Source organism: Bacillus sp. LSHTCR4, assembly GCF_057197025.1.
In genome coordinates this window covers 1-16,839 of record NZ_JBXUNO010000010.1, presented here as the reverse complement: position 1 = coordinate 16,839, position 16,839 = coordinate 1, and the positions used below count along the sequence as shown (strand labels likewise).

At 35.4% G+C, this 16,839-nt stretch carries 21 protein-coding genes and 1 rRNA gene; 1 reads left to right on the top strand and 21 read right to left on the bottom strand.

Annotation, left to right across the window (positions count from 1 at the left end):
• Positions 1–25: 25 nt before the first annotated feature.
• The 11 genes from spoVG to metG all read right to left on the bottom strand — a co-directional run bounded on the left by spoVG (position 26) and on the right by metG (position 9,245).
• On the bottom strand, positions 26–319 hold the full coding sequence (spoVG, locus tag AC2CGR_RS27565) for a septation regulator SpoVG (RefSeq protein ID WP_000454041.1): 294 nt from the start codon (positions 317–319) through the stop codon (positions 26–28).
• 152 nt (positions 320–471) lie between these two features.
• Positions 472–846 carry a RidA family protein gene (locus AC2CGR_RS27560; RefSeq protein WP_087966739.1) on the bottom strand — a complete coding sequence of 125 codons (375 nt, stop codon included), beginning with the start codon at positions 844–846 and terminating at the stop codon, positions 472–474.
• Positions 847–968: 122 nt separating this feature from the next.
• Positions 969–1,817, bottom strand: a complete 849-nt coding sequence (gene purR, locus AC2CGR_RS27555; RefSeq protein WP_000702471.1) for a pur operon repressor — start codon at positions 1,815–1,817, stop codon at positions 969–971.
• A gap of 54 nt (positions 1,818–1,871) precedes the next feature.
• Positions 1,872–2,741: a 4-(cytidine 5'-diphospho)-2-C-methyl-D-erythritol kinase gene (gene ispE, locus AC2CGR_RS27550; protein WP_000772094.1), complete on the bottom strand. Its 870-nt coding sequence runs from the start codon at positions 2,739–2,741 to the stop codon at positions 1,872–1,874.
• 196 nt (positions 2,742–2,937) lie between these two features.
• Positions 2,938–3,117: an acid-soluble spore protein SspF gene (gene sspF / locus AC2CGR_RS27545; protein ID WP_001985066.1), complete on the bottom strand. Its 180-nt coding sequence runs from the start codon at positions 3,115–3,117 to the stop codon at positions 2,938–2,940.
• Between the two features lie 91 nt (positions 3,118–3,208).
• The gene (gene veg / locus AC2CGR_RS27540; RefSeq protein WP_000044349.1) at positions 3,209–3,469 is read right to left on the bottom strand and encodes a biofilm formation stimulator Veg; all 261 of its coding nucleotides are present in this window, start codon (positions 3,467–3,469) and stop codon (positions 3,209–3,211) included.
• A gap of 238 nt (positions 3,470–3,707) precedes the next feature.
• Complete coding sequence (gene yabG / locus AC2CGR_RS27535) at positions 3,708–4,571, bottom strand: sporulation peptidase YabG (RefSeq protein ID WP_087966741.1); 864 nt, start codon at positions 4,569–4,571, stop codon at positions 3,708–3,710.
• A gap of 110 nt (positions 4,572–4,681) precedes the next feature.
• Entirely contained in the window at positions 4,682–5,560 is an 879-nt protein-coding gene (gene rsmA, locus AC2CGR_RS27530) for a 16S rRNA (adenine(1518)-N(6)/adenine(1519)-N(6))-dimethyltransferase RsmA (RefSeq protein ID WP_000651552.1), read from the bottom strand.
• Positions 5,557–6,114 (bottom strand): ribonuclease M5, encoded by a 558-nt coding sequence (gene rnmV / locus AC2CGR_RS27525; RefSeq protein WP_000692830.1) that lies wholly within the window; start codon positions 6,112–6,114, stop codon positions 5,557–5,559. The genes rsmA and rnmV overlap by 4 nt, the downstream gene beginning before the upstream one ends.
• A gap of 214 nt (positions 6,115–6,328) precedes the next feature.
• Positions 6,329–7,096: a TatD family hydrolase gene (locus tag AC2CGR_RS27520; RefSeq protein ID WP_029439099.1), complete on the bottom strand. Its 768-nt coding sequence runs from the start codon at positions 7,094–7,096 to the stop codon at positions 6,329–6,331.
• Between the two features lie 166 nt (positions 7,097–7,262).
• Complete coding sequence (metG, locus tag AC2CGR_RS27515; protein WP_484481371.1) at positions 7,263–9,245, bottom strand: methionine--tRNA ligase; 1,983 nt, start codon at positions 9,243–9,245, stop codon at positions 7,263–7,265.
• Positions 9,246–9,763: 518 nt separating this feature from the next.
• Here metG and abrB point away from each other — a divergent pair.
• Entirely contained in the window at positions 9,764–10,048 is a 285-nt protein-coding gene (gene abrB, locus AC2CGR_RS27510) for a transition state genes transcriptional regulator AbrB (RefSeq protein ID WP_000843036.1), read from the top strand.
• A gap of 20 nt (positions 10,049–10,068) precedes the next feature.
• Here the strand turns inward: abrB and rsmI are convergent, their stop codons facing one another.
• The 10 genes from rsmI to rrf all read right to left on the bottom strand — a co-directional run.
• Complete coding sequence (rsmI, locus tag AC2CGR_RS27505) at positions 10,069–10,944, bottom strand: 16S rRNA (cytidine(1402)-2'-O)-methyltransferase (protein WP_029439097.1); 876 nt, start codon at positions 10,942–10,944, stop codon at positions 10,069–10,071.
• Complete coding sequence (locus AC2CGR_RS27500) at positions 10,913–11,203, bottom strand: GIY-YIG nuclease family protein (RefSeq protein WP_029439096.1); 291 nt, start codon at positions 11,201–11,203, stop codon at positions 10,913–10,915. Before AC2CGR_RS27500 ends, rsmI begins: the two co-directional genes overlap by 32 nt.
• Positions 11,190–11,930, bottom strand: coding sequence for a tRNA1(Val) (adenine(37)-N6)-methyltransferase (locus tag AC2CGR_RS27495; RefSeq protein ID WP_087966747.1), 741 nt, complete (start codon positions 11,928–11,930; stop codon positions 11,190–11,192). The genes AC2CGR_RS27500 and AC2CGR_RS27495 overlap by 14 nt, the downstream gene beginning before the upstream one ends.
• Before the next feature lie 120 nt (positions 11,931–12,050).
• Positions 12,051–12,404, bottom strand: a complete 354-nt coding sequence (gene yabA / locus AC2CGR_RS27490) for a DNA replication initiation control protein YabA (RefSeq protein ID WP_000412055.1) — start codon at positions 12,402–12,404, stop codon at positions 12,051–12,053.
• A gap of 14 nt (positions 12,405–12,418) precedes the next feature.
• Positions 12,419–13,246, bottom strand: coding sequence for a PSP1 domain-containing protein (locus AC2CGR_RS27485; RefSeq protein WP_000272429.1), 828 nt, complete (start codon positions 13,244–13,246; stop codon positions 12,419–12,421).
• A 5-nt stretch (positions 13,247–13,251) separates the two neighbouring features.
• The gene (gene holB, locus AC2CGR_RS27480; protein ID WP_000978579.1) at positions 13,252–14,235 is read right to left on the bottom strand and encodes a DNA polymerase III subunit delta'; all 984 of its coding nucleotides are present in this window, start codon (positions 14,233–14,235) and stop codon (positions 13,252–13,254) included.
• 35 nt (positions 14,236–14,270) lie between these two features.
• Positions 14,271–14,897: a dTMP kinase gene (gene tmk / locus AC2CGR_RS27475; RefSeq protein WP_087966748.1), complete on the bottom strand. Its 627-nt coding sequence runs from the start codon at positions 14,895–14,897 to the stop codon at positions 14,271–14,273.
• Between the two features lies 1 nt (position 14,898).
• Positions 14,899–16,320: an aminotransferase class I/II-fold pyridoxal phosphate-dependent enzyme gene (locus AC2CGR_RS27470; RefSeq protein WP_087966750.1), complete on the bottom strand. Its 1,422-nt coding sequence runs from the start codon at positions 16,318–16,320 to the stop codon at positions 14,899–14,901.
• A 72-nt stretch (positions 16,321–16,392) separates the two neighbouring features.
• Entirely contained in the window at positions 16,393–16,572 is a 180-nt protein-coding gene (locus AC2CGR_RS27465) for a sigma factor G inhibitor Gin (protein ID WP_000842028.1), read from the bottom strand.
• Positions 16,573–16,763: 191 nt separating this feature from the next.
• A 5S ribosomal RNA gene (rrf, locus tag AC2CGR_RS27460) occupies positions 16,764–16,839 on the bottom strand; the annotation flags it as partial.

Here is a 16,839-nt window from a genome sequence, read left to right as displayed (position 1 = left end):
TTAAAAAGTCCTTTTCATTCGAATTTTACGAAGCACCCGCTTCTTCAAACTCAACCTCTTCTAACTCGCCTAAACGATGATACTCTGTTAAAACCGCATCTTGAATTTTAGAGCGTGTACCAGAATTAATTGGATGTGCAATGTCACGGAACTCTCCATCTGGAGTACGTTTACTTGGCATTGCTACAAATAATCCATTATTACCATCAATTACACGAATATCATGAACAACAAATTCATGGTCTAGAGTAATAGAGGCAATTGCTCTCATGCGGCCTTCTGTGTTTACGCGGCGTAATCTTACGTCAGTCACTTCCATCTTGTGTTCACCACCCTTTTCTAAATAAGCGATATATTTGTATAAATTCCACAAAATTTCTATTTTCCCTTTAATTTTTTAAAAATTTTTAAGATAAAAATTTTTATTGTAATTGAATATAGAGATTATTGGAGGTTATCGCTTACAAAGAATTACTTAACTAGGGCAATTACTTCGATTTCAACTGAAACATCTTTCGGTAATTTTGCTACTTGTACACAAGAACGAGCTGGCTTATGAGCAGAGAAATACGATCCATATACTTCATTAACAGCATTAAAATCATCCATATCTTTTAAGAATACTGTTGTTTTTACTACCGTATCAAATGAAGCACCTGCTTCTTCTAATACTGCTTGTAAATTTTGAAATACTTGCTCTGTTTGTACTGTTACGTCTCCTGCTACAAGCTCTCCACTTGCAGTTAACGGAATTTGTCCTGAACTGTAAAACATATTATTTACAATAATCCCTTGTGAATACGGTCCAATTGCTTGTGGTGCATTGTTTGTTTGAATAACTTTCATACTTTTCACCCTTTTATTATTTATTTTTACTCTTTAAAAATAGTGCACGAAAAGCAGTTTGTCCATCTATTTTATAATTTATAAATAGAATAAAAAAAGATAAAGCTATTTGCTTTATCTTTTTACTCAGCCTCTACGAGCCCTTCATCAAATGGTGCCAGTGAATAATTTCCCTTTTCCACTTGAATCGCTTTTTCTTTCACATCAACTTCTGATAGACGAATCAATGATACAAAGTTATTAATTAGTCTTTCTTCAATATCCGTAGACTCTACTAATACACCAATACCAACAAGATTAGCCTTAAACTCTTCTAACATACTCATCATACCTTGAATTGTTCCGCCAGCTTTCATGAAGTCATCAATAATTAAAACATTTGATCCTTCTGGAAGGCTACGCTTTGCTAACGTCATTGTTTGAATTCGCTTAGAAGAACCTGATACATAGTTAATACTAACAGTGGGTCCTTCTGTTACCTTATTATCTTTTCTTGCAATCACTACCGGTACATCTAAATAGTTCGCCACTGCATATGCAAGTGGAATCCCCTTCGTTGCCACCGTCATAACTGCATCAATTGGTTGCCTAGCAAAAACAGAAGCAAACAAACGACCTGCGCCATTAATATGACGAGGATTACTTAAAAGATCTGTCATATATAAGTAACCACCAGGCAAAATACGATCTGGATTTTCAAATAAGCTACACAGCTCACCAATAATTAGATCTGCCTCTTCTTCACTTATATATGGTATATATTTCACTCCTCCTGCTGCTCCTGGTATCGTTTGCAATGTGCCGACCCCTTGTTGTTCAAACGTTTGCTTAATAATAACTAAATCTTCACTAATAGAAGACTTAGCTGATTGATACCTTTCAGCAAAAAAAGTGAGAGAAACTAGCTGACGAGGGTTTTGTAACAAATAATAAGTCATATCGACTAATCTTGTACTTCGTCTAATTTTCATACTCTCACCTCAAATCACGAATATTCTAAACAAATCATAACGTATTATACGTCTTTATTCAAGCGTTTCTCGCTCTCCTAATAAACGTACTGCGTATACTTGTTCACAAAATCCTTTTAATCCGTTATATATACGATGCATTCGCGAATCATGGTGCACCAGACCAAATACGGTTGGACCACTTCCACTCATTAATACAGCATCTGCCCCAAATCGCTTCATCTGTGCCTTAATACGTGCAACTTCAGGATGCATCGCAAACGTTACATCTTCTAAAACGTTACCAACAGTATCACAAATCCCTTTGTAGTCTCCAGCATTTATGACATCCACCATTTTATCTACATTTGGATGTGTAACGCGATTTAACTTTAAATTTCCATATACATCAGCAGTAGATACACCAATATGGGGTTTTGCTAAAATAACCCAACAAGAAGGTGGAGTTTTTATGTGCTCAATCTGTTCTCCTCTTCCAGTGGCAATTGCTGTCCCACCATATACGCAAAACGATACATCTGACCCAATTTCTGCGCCAAGCTCTGCTAACTGATCAATTGTAAGCCCTAAATTCCATAATTTATTAAGACCACGTAATGTCGCTGCTGCATCACTACTTCCACCCGCTAATCCAGCTGCTACTGGAATCGTTTTTTCAATAGTAATAGATACACCTTTTTTCACATTAAACTTCTCTTTTAATAATTTCGCTGCTTGATAAGCCAGATTTCTTTGGTCGTCTGGGACATACCGATTATGGGATAAAATTTCAATACGGTCTTCTGCTAATTCCATTAGTTCTAAACGATCCGCTAAATCAATTGTTGTCATAATCATTTTCACTTCATGATATCCGTCTTGTCTTTTTCCCAGTACATCTAACGACAGATTAATCTTTGCTGGTGCTTTCACTAGTAGCTTCAATCTATTCACCCACTCTATGTACTCAATCTTTTATCGTTTATTTTACCATAAATTTATAGTAAGACGATGACACTTCCCTAATTATAACGAAAAGCATTCAGAATGAAACTACTTATGTAAAATGATGGCACCTTTTATAGTACAAAAAGCCGAGGAATCACTCCTCGGCTACCGTAGCATAGAAAGTATCTTACAACTACTGGTTTTGTTTCATTAATTGCTGTTCTGCAATTTCTATAGCACGTTTCACCATGTTACCAGCATCTTTCGCACGAATTCCGCCCCATCCTTCTTTCTGAACAACATCATAAAAGCCTAGCTCTTTTGCAAGCTCTTCTTTAAATTGATTTGACATGACACCTCTTCGTCTACTCAATGCAGAGTCCCTCCTTATTTTGCTACGGTATAATTAGTATGCAAAATAATATAGCTTTTCATTTGTGGGAATATATGTAACGATACATGAATTATAAAATCACTTCATTATGAGGTTCACCATAAAATGTTAACTCTACTGTCTCTGTTAAAACATCCGCATAGCTATACGATACACGTTGCAACGCATCTTCTTGTTGATCCAGTTGTACAACAAAAACAGAACGGTACGTTTCTGCAAGTACACCTGATTGTTCTACAGTTTTTCTTCTCCCACTGTTCGCCTTTAACATCAGTCTCTGTCCAAGATGGTGATCTAATTCGCTTTTAATTTCATCTAAACGTTTTGACATATACTTCGTTACACCTCGCTGTAATTTAGATTGAACACTTAAAACACGATATATCTATCCCAATTATTAACCGCAACTCACAGACAATATCATTATAAAAGCATCATGCGTTCGAATAGATAGAAGAAATACTATATTGTAAAAGTATCATTATGTAGTCTGTGCGTTCTTGTCTCTTTTTATCCAAACTGATTTAAATCCTCTCCATACAAAAAAGCAAGATACATATGTACCTTGCTTATTCTTCATAATGTTGAAAAGGTAATCCAGTTCGTAAAATCCCCCTTGTCTCAATCCCGCCAAGTCCCTTTTCACCAGTAATTGTATTACGTACAACATCCCATACATTAACCCTTTCCATAAATGACGTAAAACTAATTTTACCAACCACATATACAGGGTCTAGTGCGTGAATATTAATTCTAGATGGGGAACTAGCAAAATTAGCGCCTGCTCGAATTAATGCTTCAAAGTGTGATTGACATGCCCCAGCAAAAATAACGAGTTGATCCAATGATGGATATTTTTTTCTCACTTCTCGAACAGCCTGTACAAAATGCCTTGAATGCCTGTATGCTGCTAAATCTCCCTTTACACCTTTTGATTTTGTATACGCATCGTGCCCTGTAATAACTAAAATGTCCGGGCGAAAATGGTCTATTAAATCTACTACCTTTTCATGCATCTCCGTCTCTTTACAATGAATACCTTGTACAGGAACACCAATTTTATTATATAAATCTAGACACTTGCGCAAATATAACGGGTCTCCATCTATGTGCAATACACGCCCTGGCATTTGAAAATAATTCACTTCACTTGTATATCCACCAGTTGAAGTGTGTTCATGCCTTTGTTTCATTAATACGTAATCTTGTTGAAACAAACGATACGTGCGCTCCATTGTTTCTTGCTCACGCTTCGCTCTCTTTTTATGTTCTCGTTGATCTATACTAATTAAATCTTCAAGTGGCGCATCTGCCACTAATCTAATTTCCTCTCCAAACAATATAGCTATCTCGCCTTTTATTTCTATAATACGAAAAAGGATATCCCTATTATGAGAATATCGTTCCACTAATTCTCCAACATGTAAAACCATTCTCCTACCTCCAAACTCGTTAGGCCATCTTACCTGTTTTTAAAGTATGAATTTAGGAGGAGAATGGTGACAAAAGGGACAGTTCAAATTGAACTGTCCCTTTTGTACTCTTATGATAACTTATGAAGAACTAATGCATTACTTAATGTCGCAAACTCTTCGATAGATAACGTTTCTCCTCTTCGTTTTGGATCAATTCCTACCTCTGTTAAAATCCGATCCAACAGCTCTTTATCTTTCGGGAAACCATTTAAATTATTTGATAAATTATTCATTAAAGTTTTACGACGCTGCGCAAAACTTGCTCGTACTACTTCAAAGAAGAATGTCTCATCTGTTACTTCTACCACTGGTTTAGGACGCTTTAGGAGGCGAATAATTGCAGAATCAACATTTGGTTGTGGCACAAACACTGTACGCGGTACAGTCATAACTGTTTCTACCTCTGTATAATACTGAATAGCAATGGATAAAGAACCATACTCTTTCGTTCCAGGTTTAGCCGCTAAACGATCCCCAACTTCTTTTTGCATCATAACAACGAATCCACGAACCGGTAATTTCTCTTCCAGCAATTTAAATAAAATTGGCGTTGTAATATAGTATGGTAAGTTAGCTACTACCATTACATCTTGCCCTTCTTCAAATTGCTCACTAAACACCTCATGTACATCTGCCTTTAGTACATCTTTATTGATAACTGTAACGTTGCCATATGGAGCTAACGTCTCATCTAAAATCGGTAATAACCTTTGATCAATTTCAAAAGCCACCACTTTTTTAGCACGCTTCGCTAATTGTTCTGTTAATGCACCGATACCTGGTCCAATTTCAATTGCACCACTTTCTGAACCAATTTCAGCGTGATCAACGATACGATTTAATACATTCGTATCAATTAAAAAATTTTGGCCTAAACTTTTTTTGAATGAAAATCCATACTTCTCAACAATGTCTTTCGTACGATTTGGCGTTGCGATATCCTTCATTTTCTTTCCTCCTGTATGACTTGCTTATAAGCTTCTGCAAATGATTCTTTTGAAACTTGAAACATTTGTAAACGTTTATGTAACTGTTTTGCATTTGTATAACCAATCTTTAATAGCTTACCCATTCTTTCTCTGCGACTCTTTGCCATTTCTCCGCCCACTAAACCTGCATCGACTAAATCGCTCCAACTGATTTCACTTGTGTAAGCTTCCATTTCTTCATGTATATTCTCTAAAGCACGGCGAATTGATTCATTAGAAGCATGTTCAATTCCGACACCTTTTTTCCTCTTAGCAAGTGCTTCTTCCTTCGGTAAAAAAGCATGTTTACATCCAGGCACCTTATCAGAAATAATTTTTCGAATACGCTCTCCAGGATAATCCGGATCTGTGAAAATAATAACGCCTCGTTTTTGCAGCGCTAATTTAACTTGTTCAATAACATGATCACCGATTGCTGAACCGTTCGTTTCAATTGTATCCGCATCAACAGCACGCTTAATCGCAACTGTATCATCTTTACCTTCTACAACGATAATCTCTTTAATTTTCATGCTTGCCTCCACACTCGTTTCGTCTCTACTTAGTAAAACAAAAAACTGACGACTTTTCCATTATTATTTTCCCCATTCTTACATTTTAAAAAATAGAATGTCCAAAACTTTGTTCTCTCTCCTTATTGTAACACTTACTCATTCGCCCTTATCTTCTCTGTCACTCTTGCTATTTTTTTGCAAAAACAAAAAAAGAATGGGTCCCCCCACTCTTTTATTCAACACCAAATAAAGCTTTTGCATTTTTTGTTGTTATTTCCGCTACTTCTTCATAAGAAATTCCTTTTAAGTTTGCAATTTCTTCTGCTACGAGTTTTACATAACTCGGTTCATTTCGTTTTCCTCGAAATGGATGTGGTGTTAAATACGGACAATCCGTCTCTATTAACAATTTCTCTAATGGAATCTCCGTAGCAACTTCTTTCGGTTTCTTAGCGTTTTTAAATGTAACTGGTCCACCTAACGAAATTAAAAAGTTCATATCAACACATCGCTCTGCTACCTCTACACTGCCGCTAAAGCAATGCATAATGCCTCCTACTTCAGCTGCATTCTCTTCTTCTAGAATATCAACAATATCTTGGGTTGCATCGCGGTTATGTATAATAATCGGCAATTTTACTTTTTTCGCTAATGCAATTTGTTTACGGAATACTTCTTTCTGTATTTCTTTTGGAGACTTATCCCAATGGTAATCTAAGCCCATTTCTCCAAGTGCAACGACTTTAGGATGAGAAGCAAGTTCTTCTAACCAAGCTAAATGCTCTTCTGTCATGTCGATTGCATCAACTGGGTGCCATCCAACCGCGGCATAAATAAAATCATAGGCTTCAGCTAATTCAATCGCCTTTTTTATCGTTACTTCATCAAAACCAACAACAACTGTATAAGTAACCCCCGCTTCTTTCATTCGGGCAATAACTTCTTGCAAGTCTTCTTCAAATTGCTCTGCATTCAAATGTGAATGTGTATCAAACAACATAATACAAAACTCCTTTTATATTGAAATCCAATTTATTCTACGCAAATAAGCTCTTCTATAACTTAACGATAACAATACTACAATCTTAATGCAAAAATTGAGAGTGTAAAAAGAAAAAAGACGCTTCACACATGTTACACGTGAAACATCTCTTTTCTTGTCTTAATTACTTAATTTTTGTACCATTCGGTAGATTTTGGTCAATTGATGCTAATGACAATACGCCATTCTCTTCACCCGCTAAAATCATACCTTGTGATAATTCACCGCGTAATTTTACAGGTTTTAAGTTTGTTACACAAATAACCTTTTTACCTTTTAGGTCTTCTGGCGAATAGAATTTTGCAATTCCAGAGACAACTTGACGCTTTTCTGTGCCTAAGTCTAGTTGGATTTTTAACAACTTATCTGCCTTTTTCACAGGTTCAGCAGATAGTACTTCAGCTACGCGTAATTCTACTTTAAAGAAATCATCAATTGTAATTTCTTCTGCCTTCGGTTCTTCTTGTTTTTTCTCTTCTACTTTAGGAGCAGAGGCTTTCATTTGTTCTTTAATGTACTCTACCTCTACTTCCATTTCTAAACGAGGGAAAATTGGGTTTCCTTTTTCTACTTTTGTTCCAGCTGGAATACAGCCGATTGTAGATAGGCTTTCCCAAGATTTCTGCGCTTCATCAGTAAGGCCAAGCTGAGCAAACATCTTGTTTGGTGCTACTGTTAAGAATGGCATAAGCATAATACCTGTTTGACGAAGTACTTCTGCTAAGTGAGCCATTACAGAAGCTAACTTTTCACGATCATTCTCATCTTTCGCTAATACCCATGGTTGTGTTTCATCAATATATTTATTCGTACGGCTAACCAATTGCCAAATTGAGCTTAGAGCTACAGAGAATTCCATATTCTCCATTGCTTCTTCCACTTTTTTCAATGTATCTTTTGCAAACGTCACTAACGTTTCATCAAACTCCGTTACATTTGCTTTAAATGCAGGGATTTCTCCGTTAAAGTACTTATCAATCATAGCTACTGTACGATTTAATAAGTTACCTAAGTCATTTGCTAAATCGAAATTAATACGCTCCACAAATCCTTCTGGTGTAAATACGCCATCAGATCCAAATGGAACTTCACGAAGTAAGTAATAACGTAATGCATCTAATCCATAACGATCGATTAATGTAACTGGATCTACTACGTTTCCTTTTGACTTACTCATCTTTCCATCCTTCATTAAAATCCAACCGTGAGCAAAGACTTTTTTCGGAAGAGGTAAATCTAATGCCATTAAAATGATTGGCCAATAAATTGTATGGAAACGAACAATTTCTTTTCCAACTAAATGCACATCTGCTGGCCAGAACTTCTTATACATCTCTTCATTTTCTGTTCCATAACCTAATGCTGTAATGTAGTTAGATAATGCGTCAACCCATACGTAAATAACGTGTTTCGGATTACCTGGAACACGAACGCCCCAGTCAAATGAAGTACGAGAAACTGCTAAATCTTCTAATCCTGGTTTAATAAAGTTATTAATCATTTCATTCTTACGAGACTCTGGCTGAATGAAATGTGGATTATCTTCGTAGAATTTTAATAATCTGTCAACATATTTACCCATTCTAAAGAAATACGATTCTTCACGAACAAGTTCTACATCATGACCACTATCTGGACTTTTTCCTCCAACTACTTTGTCACCTTCCATAATTGGATCTACTAATTGATGCTCCGTATAGAATGTCTCATCTTGTACAGAATACCAACCTTCATATTCATCAAGATAAATATCACCTTGATCTACTAGTTGCTTGAAGATTTTTTCAACAACATCTTTATGACGATCTTCCGTTGTACGAATAAAATCATCATAAGAGATATCCATTTTCTCCCAAAGCTCTTTAATTCCTGCAACGATGTTATCCACATATGCTTGTGGTGTAACGTTTAATTCTTCTGCTTTCTTTTGGATCTTCTGTCCATGCTCATCAGTTCCTGTTAAATAATGAACATTATATCCTTGCATACGCTTATATCGTGCCATCGCATCTCCTGCTACTGTTGTATAAGCATGTCCAATGTGTAATTTTCCACTTGGATAATAAATTGGGGTAGTAATATAAAAGGATTTGTTTTCCTCTGTCATTGTTTTGGACCTCCCGGATAACCTCATATGTATTTATAAATAGTATATCAAAAACTTATATATAAAGTGAAACTTTAATCTGTCGGGGTTTTGTTCCCTCCCGCGGATTATTAGCCCGCACCAATTGGGCTTTTACGCGCAGCCCGACTCCCACTTAACTTCTTTGCTCCGGCCGAACTTTAAATTTAGAATCTTATTGCTTGTTAATGCGTGATAAAAACGAGTTAATGATTAGTATATTTATCATCTATTACTCATATTTCAAAAAAATATACAATCTCTACTTACAATTTAAAAATTTTTCTGAAAATAAAGTGAAATAATAGTAGAAATTACTCCCATTCTATTATATATAAGAAGTAAGAAATCTATAAATCTTTTTAAAAAATATAGAATTAAAGAATTGACGGAAATGTAAATGATTGGTATCATATGTCCATAGGGTATTTTGTCGAAAAATGACGAATCTAAAAATAGACTCGAAACTTATAAACTATTTCTTTAGGAGGAAAAGAATTATGAAATCTACTGGTATCGTTCGTAAAGTTGATGAATTAGGTCGTGTAGTAATTCCAATCGAATTACGCCGTACTTTAGGTATTGCAGAAAAGGATGCTCTTGAAATCTACGTTGATGACGAGAAAATCATCTTAAAAAAATATAAGCCAAACATGACTTGCCAAGTAACAGGTGAAGTATCTGATGGTAACCTATCTTTAGCTGAAGGTAAAATTATCTTAAGCAAAGAAGGCGCTGAGCAAATCTTAAACGAACTTCAAGATTATATCGAAACAGCAAAATAAGCTTCTCAATTATGAGAAGCTTATTTTTTATCGACATGATAGATTTGATATACGTCGCGTTTCGACAAATCTCGATCTTTAGCGACTGTTTTTATCGCCTCTTTTGAATTCATACCTTTTTCGTTTATATAATGTTCAATATGATCATATACCGAAATAGATTCCCACCATTGTTCTTCTGGGGCAGGTTCTTCCGTTGAACCAGCTACTAAAATACAAAACTCGCCACGAACTTCGTTTTGTTTCGTCCACTCAATTGCTTCCTCGACTGTTCCACGAATAAATTCCTCAAATTTTTTCGTTAACTCTCGACATAATACAATTTCTCTATTTCCCAACACTTCTTGCATCGAGATTAAAGTATCATCCAGGCGGTGAGGCGCTTCATAAAACATCATTGTAGTTTGTACATAACGAAGCTTCTCTAACTCCATTTTTCTTTCTTTTTTATTTCTTTGTAAAAATCCATAGAAATAAAACTGTTTTGTTTCAAGGCCTGACGCAATTAACGCTGTAAGGGCTGCATTTGCCCCAGGAAGCGGGATAACATGATACTGTTCCGCTACAGCCTCTACAACAATATCGTAACCTGGATCGGAAATACACGGCATACCAGCATCACTAACAAGTGCTACAGTCTTTCCTTCGTCTAACTTCTCTAATATTTTCTTCCCACTTACTTCCTTATTATGCTCATGGTAACTCATAACAGGTGTTTCAATTTCGAAATAATTACAAAGTTTTTTCGTTTGTCTCGTATCTTCAGCAGCAATTAAATCAGCTTCTTTTAAAATTCGGATTGCACGAAATGTCATATCTTCTAAATTCCCAATAGGAGTTGGTACTAAATATAAAACTCCCTTTTCATTTTGTTGAAAGCTTTTTTGTTGCCACATAGCGTTCTCCTTTTTGCATATATTCTTCTTTTTGTTTTCTATTTAATTGCTTAAAATGATACTCTGCTTGCATAGCTGTACGCTTATCTTCATGAAACTCTACATATTTTAAAACAACAGGAAGTCTAGCACGCGTATACCTAGCTCCCTTTCCACTATTATGTGTCTGAATCCGCTTCTCTATATGATTTGTATATCCAGCATAATAACTTCCGTCAGAGCACTCTACTACATAAAAACAATGCTTATTCTTCTCCATATAAAATTGAACGAATCTCCTTTGTATATTCATTATTTTCTTCATACACAAAAAGAGGTGGCAATATTTTTAAATCTGCGTTTCCGTCCTTAATTCCTTCAATTAACAACGTATTCGCTTCTTTCCCTGCCTTGGGATAAACAAATCGTACACGCTTTGGTTCAATTTTGTATTTACGCATTAATGTAACAATATCTAGTAAACGACCTGGACGATGTACAAATGCTACTTTCCCGCCTTGCTTTACTAGCTGACTACTTGCACATACAACATCCTCTAATGTACACATAATTTCATGACGAGCTATCGCTAAATGTTCATTTATATTTTTCTCAGACGTTGCAGGTGTTTGAAAATAAGGCGGATTACATGTGACAACATCATATTGATGACGTCCGAGTGTCTCCGGCATATCTTTCAAATCCCCGTGTATTAAGTGAATTCTTTCCTCCAACTTATTGTATTGAACACTTCTTATTCCCATATCATATAAGCGTTCTTGAATCTCCACACCAGTAATATTCCCTTTCGTTCTTGTACTTAATAGAAGGGGTACAACTGCATTACCTGTACACAAATCAAGTAAATTACCTTTTTGAATTGGTACCCAAGCAAAGTCTGCAAGTAAAACAGCGTCTAATGAGAAATTAAATACTGATGGGCTTTGTACGATCTTCATATCTTGCGCTAATAAGTAATCTAAACGTTCGTCTTCATATAATTTCATATATTACTCCTTTTCTTACCCTTAACCTACCCTATTTCATCTTCTACTAATAAAAAACATATTTGATTCTACTCTCATGTATAAAAAATTACCTTTCCAATTATTATTGGAAAGGTAATTTCACTTTTTATTTAAAAATGACAGGCAGAATAAACAATCTCCCTCTTTACGTACACTTCCATAATGCAGATTACAAATATGAAAACCTTCTTGATATAGTCTTGCTAAATTATCATAGCCTTCACCAATATCAGCTGTCTTCGGCTTCACTTCTTTACGTTTTTGAGTTTTTTGTTTTTCTTTAATCTGCACTTCTTCAAAACGGTGTCGCAAATTTTCATTTTCCATTTTTATATGTTGGTTTTCTTCCAACAACTCTGCAAGATGTTGTTTTAATTCTCCCAACTGTTTGTATAAATGTCCAATTTGCTCCTCCATACTAGAAACCGATGCAAAAATATCTTTTTTCTCCACAAGCACCCACCTCATTAATCTGTGGTTTGACTCGAAACGACCCCTTTATTCACTAACTCATCTAACGTATATTCTACTATCCGTTCCTTGTCTACTAGTTCCACTTGAATTAATCTTTCTAAAATATTTAATCCGATAACACGGCCAGTACCATGCGGGGTTTGTATACGTTGATCTAAATCAGGAAGTTGTTCCTTTGCTGCCTCATATTCATCATTCTCATATTTTAAGCAACACATTAAACGACCACATAAACCAGAGATTTTTGCAGGATTTAATGATAAATTTTGATCCTTTGCCATCTTAATAGATACCGGTTCAAAATCACCTAAAAAAGTAGAACAACAAAGCATACGACCACACGGACCAATACCACCAAGCATCTTCGCTTCATCACGAACACCAATTTGTCTTAGTTCAATTCTTGTCCTAAAAATTGCCGCTAAGTCCTTCACCAGTTCGCGGAAATCAATCCGACCATCCGCAGTAAAGTAGAAAATAATCTTATTGCGATCGAACGTATACTCTACATCTACAAGTTTCATATCAAGATTATGCTCTACTACCTTTTGCTGACAAACTTGATATGCTTCTTTCGCAGCATGTTTGTTCTCTTCAACAATAGTACGATCATTTTCATTTGCAATACGAATAACCTTTTTTAGCGGTAATACAACGTCGTTCTCATCAACTTGCTTTTTGGTAATAACTACTTTTCCGTACTCAATACCCCTTACAGTTTCTACAATTACAAACTCATTTTCAGAGATATCAAACTGATTCGGATCAAAGTAATATACCTTTCCGGCCTTCTTAAAGCGAACACCTACTACATCATACAAAACGGTCATCCCTCCTGCAACCGCAACACTAACTGTTCGAACACAAGCTGCGCATTTACATTAGCGTTGATTCTATTTTTTGCCTCTAATATATTAAAGAGAGCTGATACAATGCGCTTCTGAGCATAGGAGAAAGATTCAAACATCTCTTTCTGCTCACGAAAAACAAGACGATCTTCTTCTCCAAGTTGAACATATAATAAATCCTTATAAATAAGGAGTAACATATCTAAACCTTGCTGTAATTGTTCTTTCTCTCCAAAGTGCTTTCCCCATTTTTCTTGTACAAAAAAAATAGAGGCTTTATCTTTTTCGAGCGCTTCACATAATTTTATCACTAAAGCTCGTGCTTGTGCAAACCATTCATCATTACATAAAGCTAAAGCTTCATCAAAACTATTTGTGAGTTGTGCAGCAAGTGTCGATAAAGATGCCGTAATACCTTCATCCTGTAATCTTCTAATTAAAGATTCCGTAGGTAATGGTCTAAATGTAACAACTTGACAGCGAGATAAAATCGTATTTAAAATTTGATGACTTTGTTCAGTAAGTAAAATAGCTGTTGTATCACTACTTGGTTCTTCTAAAAATTTCAAGAGTGTATTCGCCGCATTTGCTGTCATACGGTCTGCGTGCTCAATAATATATACTTTTTTATTTGCTTCTAATCCTGTTTTTGAAAACTCTTCTTGTAAATCATGAATTTGTTGCTTCTTAATAGATAATCCGTCTGGTTTTACAATATGTAAGTTTGGGTGGTTACCTGAATCAATTCGCTTACAATTTGTACATACATGACAAGGCTCTACCCCATTCCGCTGAGAACAGAGGAAACTCTTTGCCATTTGAATTGCCGTCGCAAACTTTCCTGTACCTTTCCCTCCCTCTAACAAGTAAGCGTGGGATATACGCTCTTTTGCGATGCTATTCATCAACATTTTTACACCGATGGGTTGTATAGCAGAAAGCTGCTCCCACGTCTTCATCATAATGCATACCTCACTTATTTCATTCTTTCCTTCTATTATAACAATTTATCTTCTATAACCTGAATAACTTCTTCTATAAGTTTTTCCATTGGTTGATCAGCATTTACCAATACAATACGATCCGAGAAACGTTCTACAACTTGTAAATATCCTTCACGCACACGTTTATGGAAAGAGATATCTTCCATATCTAACCGATTCACTTCACGTCCTGCATCTTTTGCAATTCGAGCTAAGCCAATCTCTGGCTCAATATCTAAGTAAATTGTTAAACTAGGCATACAGTCCTCTGTTGCGAAACGATTTATTTCAAATACTTTATCCATACCTAATCCTCTTGCATATCCTTGATACGCTAAAGAGCTATCTATAAAACGATCACATAATACAAGGTAATCCTCATTAAGTGCCGGCATAACTTTTTCTACTAAATGCTGTCTACGTGCAGCAGCATATAACAGTGCCTCTGTACGTGCTTCCATCATCGTATATTCTTGTTTATGCAAAATCGTTCTAATATCCTCAGAAATTGCAATACCACCTGGTTCTCTCGTCGCCATTACTTTTTGTTCCTTTTGTTCAAAATATGGCAATAAACTTTGAATTAACGTTGTTTTACCCGAACCTTCTGGACCTTCAATTGTTACAAATAATCCCTTCATTCTAAAACCTACTTTCTATATCATACACTTTCATATATTTCGTGCTGCCTTGAAAACGAGCGCCTGCTTTTTCTAAATACATAATTTGCTCTTTATGTTCTGAAGTAATTCTTTCCCCATACATAATCAATGGAATACCAGGTGGATACGGAATTACCATTTCAGCCGCTACCATTCCAACTGCTTCTTCTACAAATACTACTTTTGTTTCGTATTCTTCCAGTTGTTTATATGTATACGGTAAAGGAGAAATTTCTCCTTTATAAGTATAACGAATAGATTCCGTCTTGTCTTTTATCTCATAATATTGCAATGCCACTCGGATCATCTCTATAGCCTTCATATATGTCTTATTTACTTGCAAAGGCAAAATAAATAGGACATTATATGGATCTGCCATTTCTGTATATATACCGACCTTTTCAAATACAGACTGTAATTCGTATCCTGATAATTGACAACGCGTCTGTACGGTAACCTTTAGCTCGTCTTGTAATGGATATTGTAAAATAGCTATTTGTGGAATAGCACTCAATTCTTCTTTAAATTCCCGTAAAAACTCGACAATTTCATCATGTCCCTTTTCTTTTATACGTGCTATCGTAAAGCGTGCAACATCAAGAGAAGTCATAATTGGATACGATGGACTACTAGATTGTAGCATACTTAAATAAGTGGAAACTTTTTCTTCTTTCACTAAGCGACTATTTATATGTAAATAGGACCCCATCGTCATTGCGGGTAATGTTTTATGCGCAGAATGAACTACAATATCTGCACCATATGCTAACGCTGACTTTGGAAATTCCCCACCTAAACAAAAATGAGCTCCATGTGCTTCATCTACTAACACAGGAATTTTATGTGCATGTGCATAAGCGATGCTTGCCTCTAAATCCATACCCATACCATAATAATTAGGATGCGTTAAAATGAGTGCTTTCGCATTCGGATATTTTTCAATTGCTTCCTTAATAATCTCATCATGAATTCCCACTGGTACGTTATAAGCCTCATCAATCCATGGATCTAAAAAAATAGGATTTGCTCCCGCTAACTTTAAACCATTAATAATTGATTTATGACAATTTCTTTGTACAAGAACAATATCATGTTCCCCACAACAAGACAAAATCATTGCTAGATTCCCAACTGTTGAACCATTAATTAAAAAATAACTTTTGTTCACTCCATATACATCAGCTAATAATTGTTGTGCCTCATCTATACATTCAAACGGACTATGTAAATCATCTAATCCTGACAACTCAGTTACATCGATAGATAGTATATCTTTAAACTCTCCTACTGCCTCCTGAGGGAAGTTTAAACCATTTTTATGACCTGGGACATGAAAGGATAACGGCCTTCTTTCTTTAAACTCTATTAATGCTTCATATAAAGGTATGCGATTTTGATTCATCTATATCTCTTCCTTATTATTTCATTCTTTATCTATTATACAGAACAAAAAAAATAATAGGCATATGCCTATTTAAAAATATGATACTTCTAATTTCCGAAGCTGTTTTAAATAATATATATACTTCGGATCATTTGTTTCCGTATTCACCATGTCCTTTTCACATTCATAACATATTAAATTATTATAAACATATATCCCTTCTTTTCTTTCTGTCTCACAAACAATACAAACTTCGTTTTGTGATTTCATATCTTTCCCTCCCTATTTAAATGGACATATTTTATACTTCTATTCCTTAACAATTTACAGAAAAATATACATCCATCTCTTATATAATATGATTCATCCTTGGGCAACGTGTTTGTATTACCATTACTTCTTTTTTGCATACTGTTTGAAAACACAAAAAAACACAAGTCAAAAGACTTGTGTTTTTAGCTGCTTGGCGACGTCCTACTCTCACAGGGACAAGGTCCCAACTACCATCGGCGCTAGAGAGCTTAACTTCCGTGTTCG

Bases quoted from the DNA above. Each gene is read 5' to 3' on its own strand.
- spoVG (WP_000454041.1), bottom strand. From the start codon at position 319: ATGGAAGTGACTGACGTAAGATTACGCCGCGTAAACACAGAAGGCCGC.
- AC2CGR_RS27560 (WP_087966739.1), bottom strand. From the start codon at position 846: ATGAAAGTTATTCAAACAAACAATGCACCACAAGCAATTGGACCGTAT.
- purR (WP_000702471.1), bottom strand. From the start codon at position 1,817: ATGAAAATTAGACGAAGTACAAGATTAGTCGATATGACTTATTATTTG.
- veg (WP_000044349.1), bottom strand. From the start codon at position 3,469: ATGTCAAAACGTTTAGATGAAATTAAAAGCGAATTAGATCACCATCTT.
- yabG (WP_087966741.1), bottom strand. From the start codon at position 4,571: ATGGTTTTACATGTTGGAGAATTAGTGGAACGATATTCTCATAATAGG.
- rsmA (WP_000651552.1), bottom strand. From the start codon at position 5,560: ATGAAGGATATCGCAACGCCAAATCGTACGAAAGACATTGTTGAGAAG.
- rnmV (WP_000692830.1), bottom strand. From the start codon at position 6,114: ATGAAAATTAAAGAGATTATCGTTGTAGAAGGTAAAGATGATACAGTT.
- AC2CGR_RS27520 (WP_029439099.1), bottom strand. From the start codon at position 7,096: ATGTTGTTTGATACACATTCACATTTGAATGCAGAGCAATTTGAAGAA.
- metG (WP_484481371.1), bottom strand. From the start codon at position 9,245: ATGACAGAGGAAAACAAATCCTTTTATATTACTACCCCAATTTATTAT.
- abrB (WP_000843036.1), top strand. From the start codon at position 9,764: ATGAAATCTACTGGTATCGTTCGTAAAGTTGATGAATTAGGTCGTGTA.
- rsmI (WP_029439097.1), bottom strand. From the start codon at position 10,944: ATGTGGCAACAAAAAAGCTTTCAACAAAATGAAAAGGGAGTTTTATAT.
- AC2CGR_RS27500 (WP_029439096.1), bottom strand. From the start codon at position 11,203: ATGGAGAAGAATAAGCATTGTTTTTATGTAGTAGAGTGCTCTGACGGA.
- AC2CGR_RS27495 (WP_087966747.1), bottom strand. From the start codon at position 11,930: ATGAAATTATATGAAGACGAACGTTTAGATTACTTATTAGCGCAAGAT.
- holB (WP_000978579.1), bottom strand. From the start codon at position 14,235: ATGATGAAGACGTGGGAGCAGCTTTCTGCTATACAACCCATCGGTGTA.
- tmk (WP_087966748.1), bottom strand. From the start codon at position 14,897: ATGAAGGGATTATTTGTAACAATTGAAGGTCCAGAAGGTTCGGGTAAA.
- AC2CGR_RS27470 (WP_087966750.1), bottom strand. From the start codon at position 16,320: ATGAATCAAAATCGCATACCTTTATATGAAGCATTAATAGAGTTTAAA.
- AC2CGR_RS27465 (WP_000842028.1), bottom strand. From the start codon at position 16,572: ATGAAATCACAAAACGAAGTTTGTATTGTTTGTGAGACAGAAAGAAAA.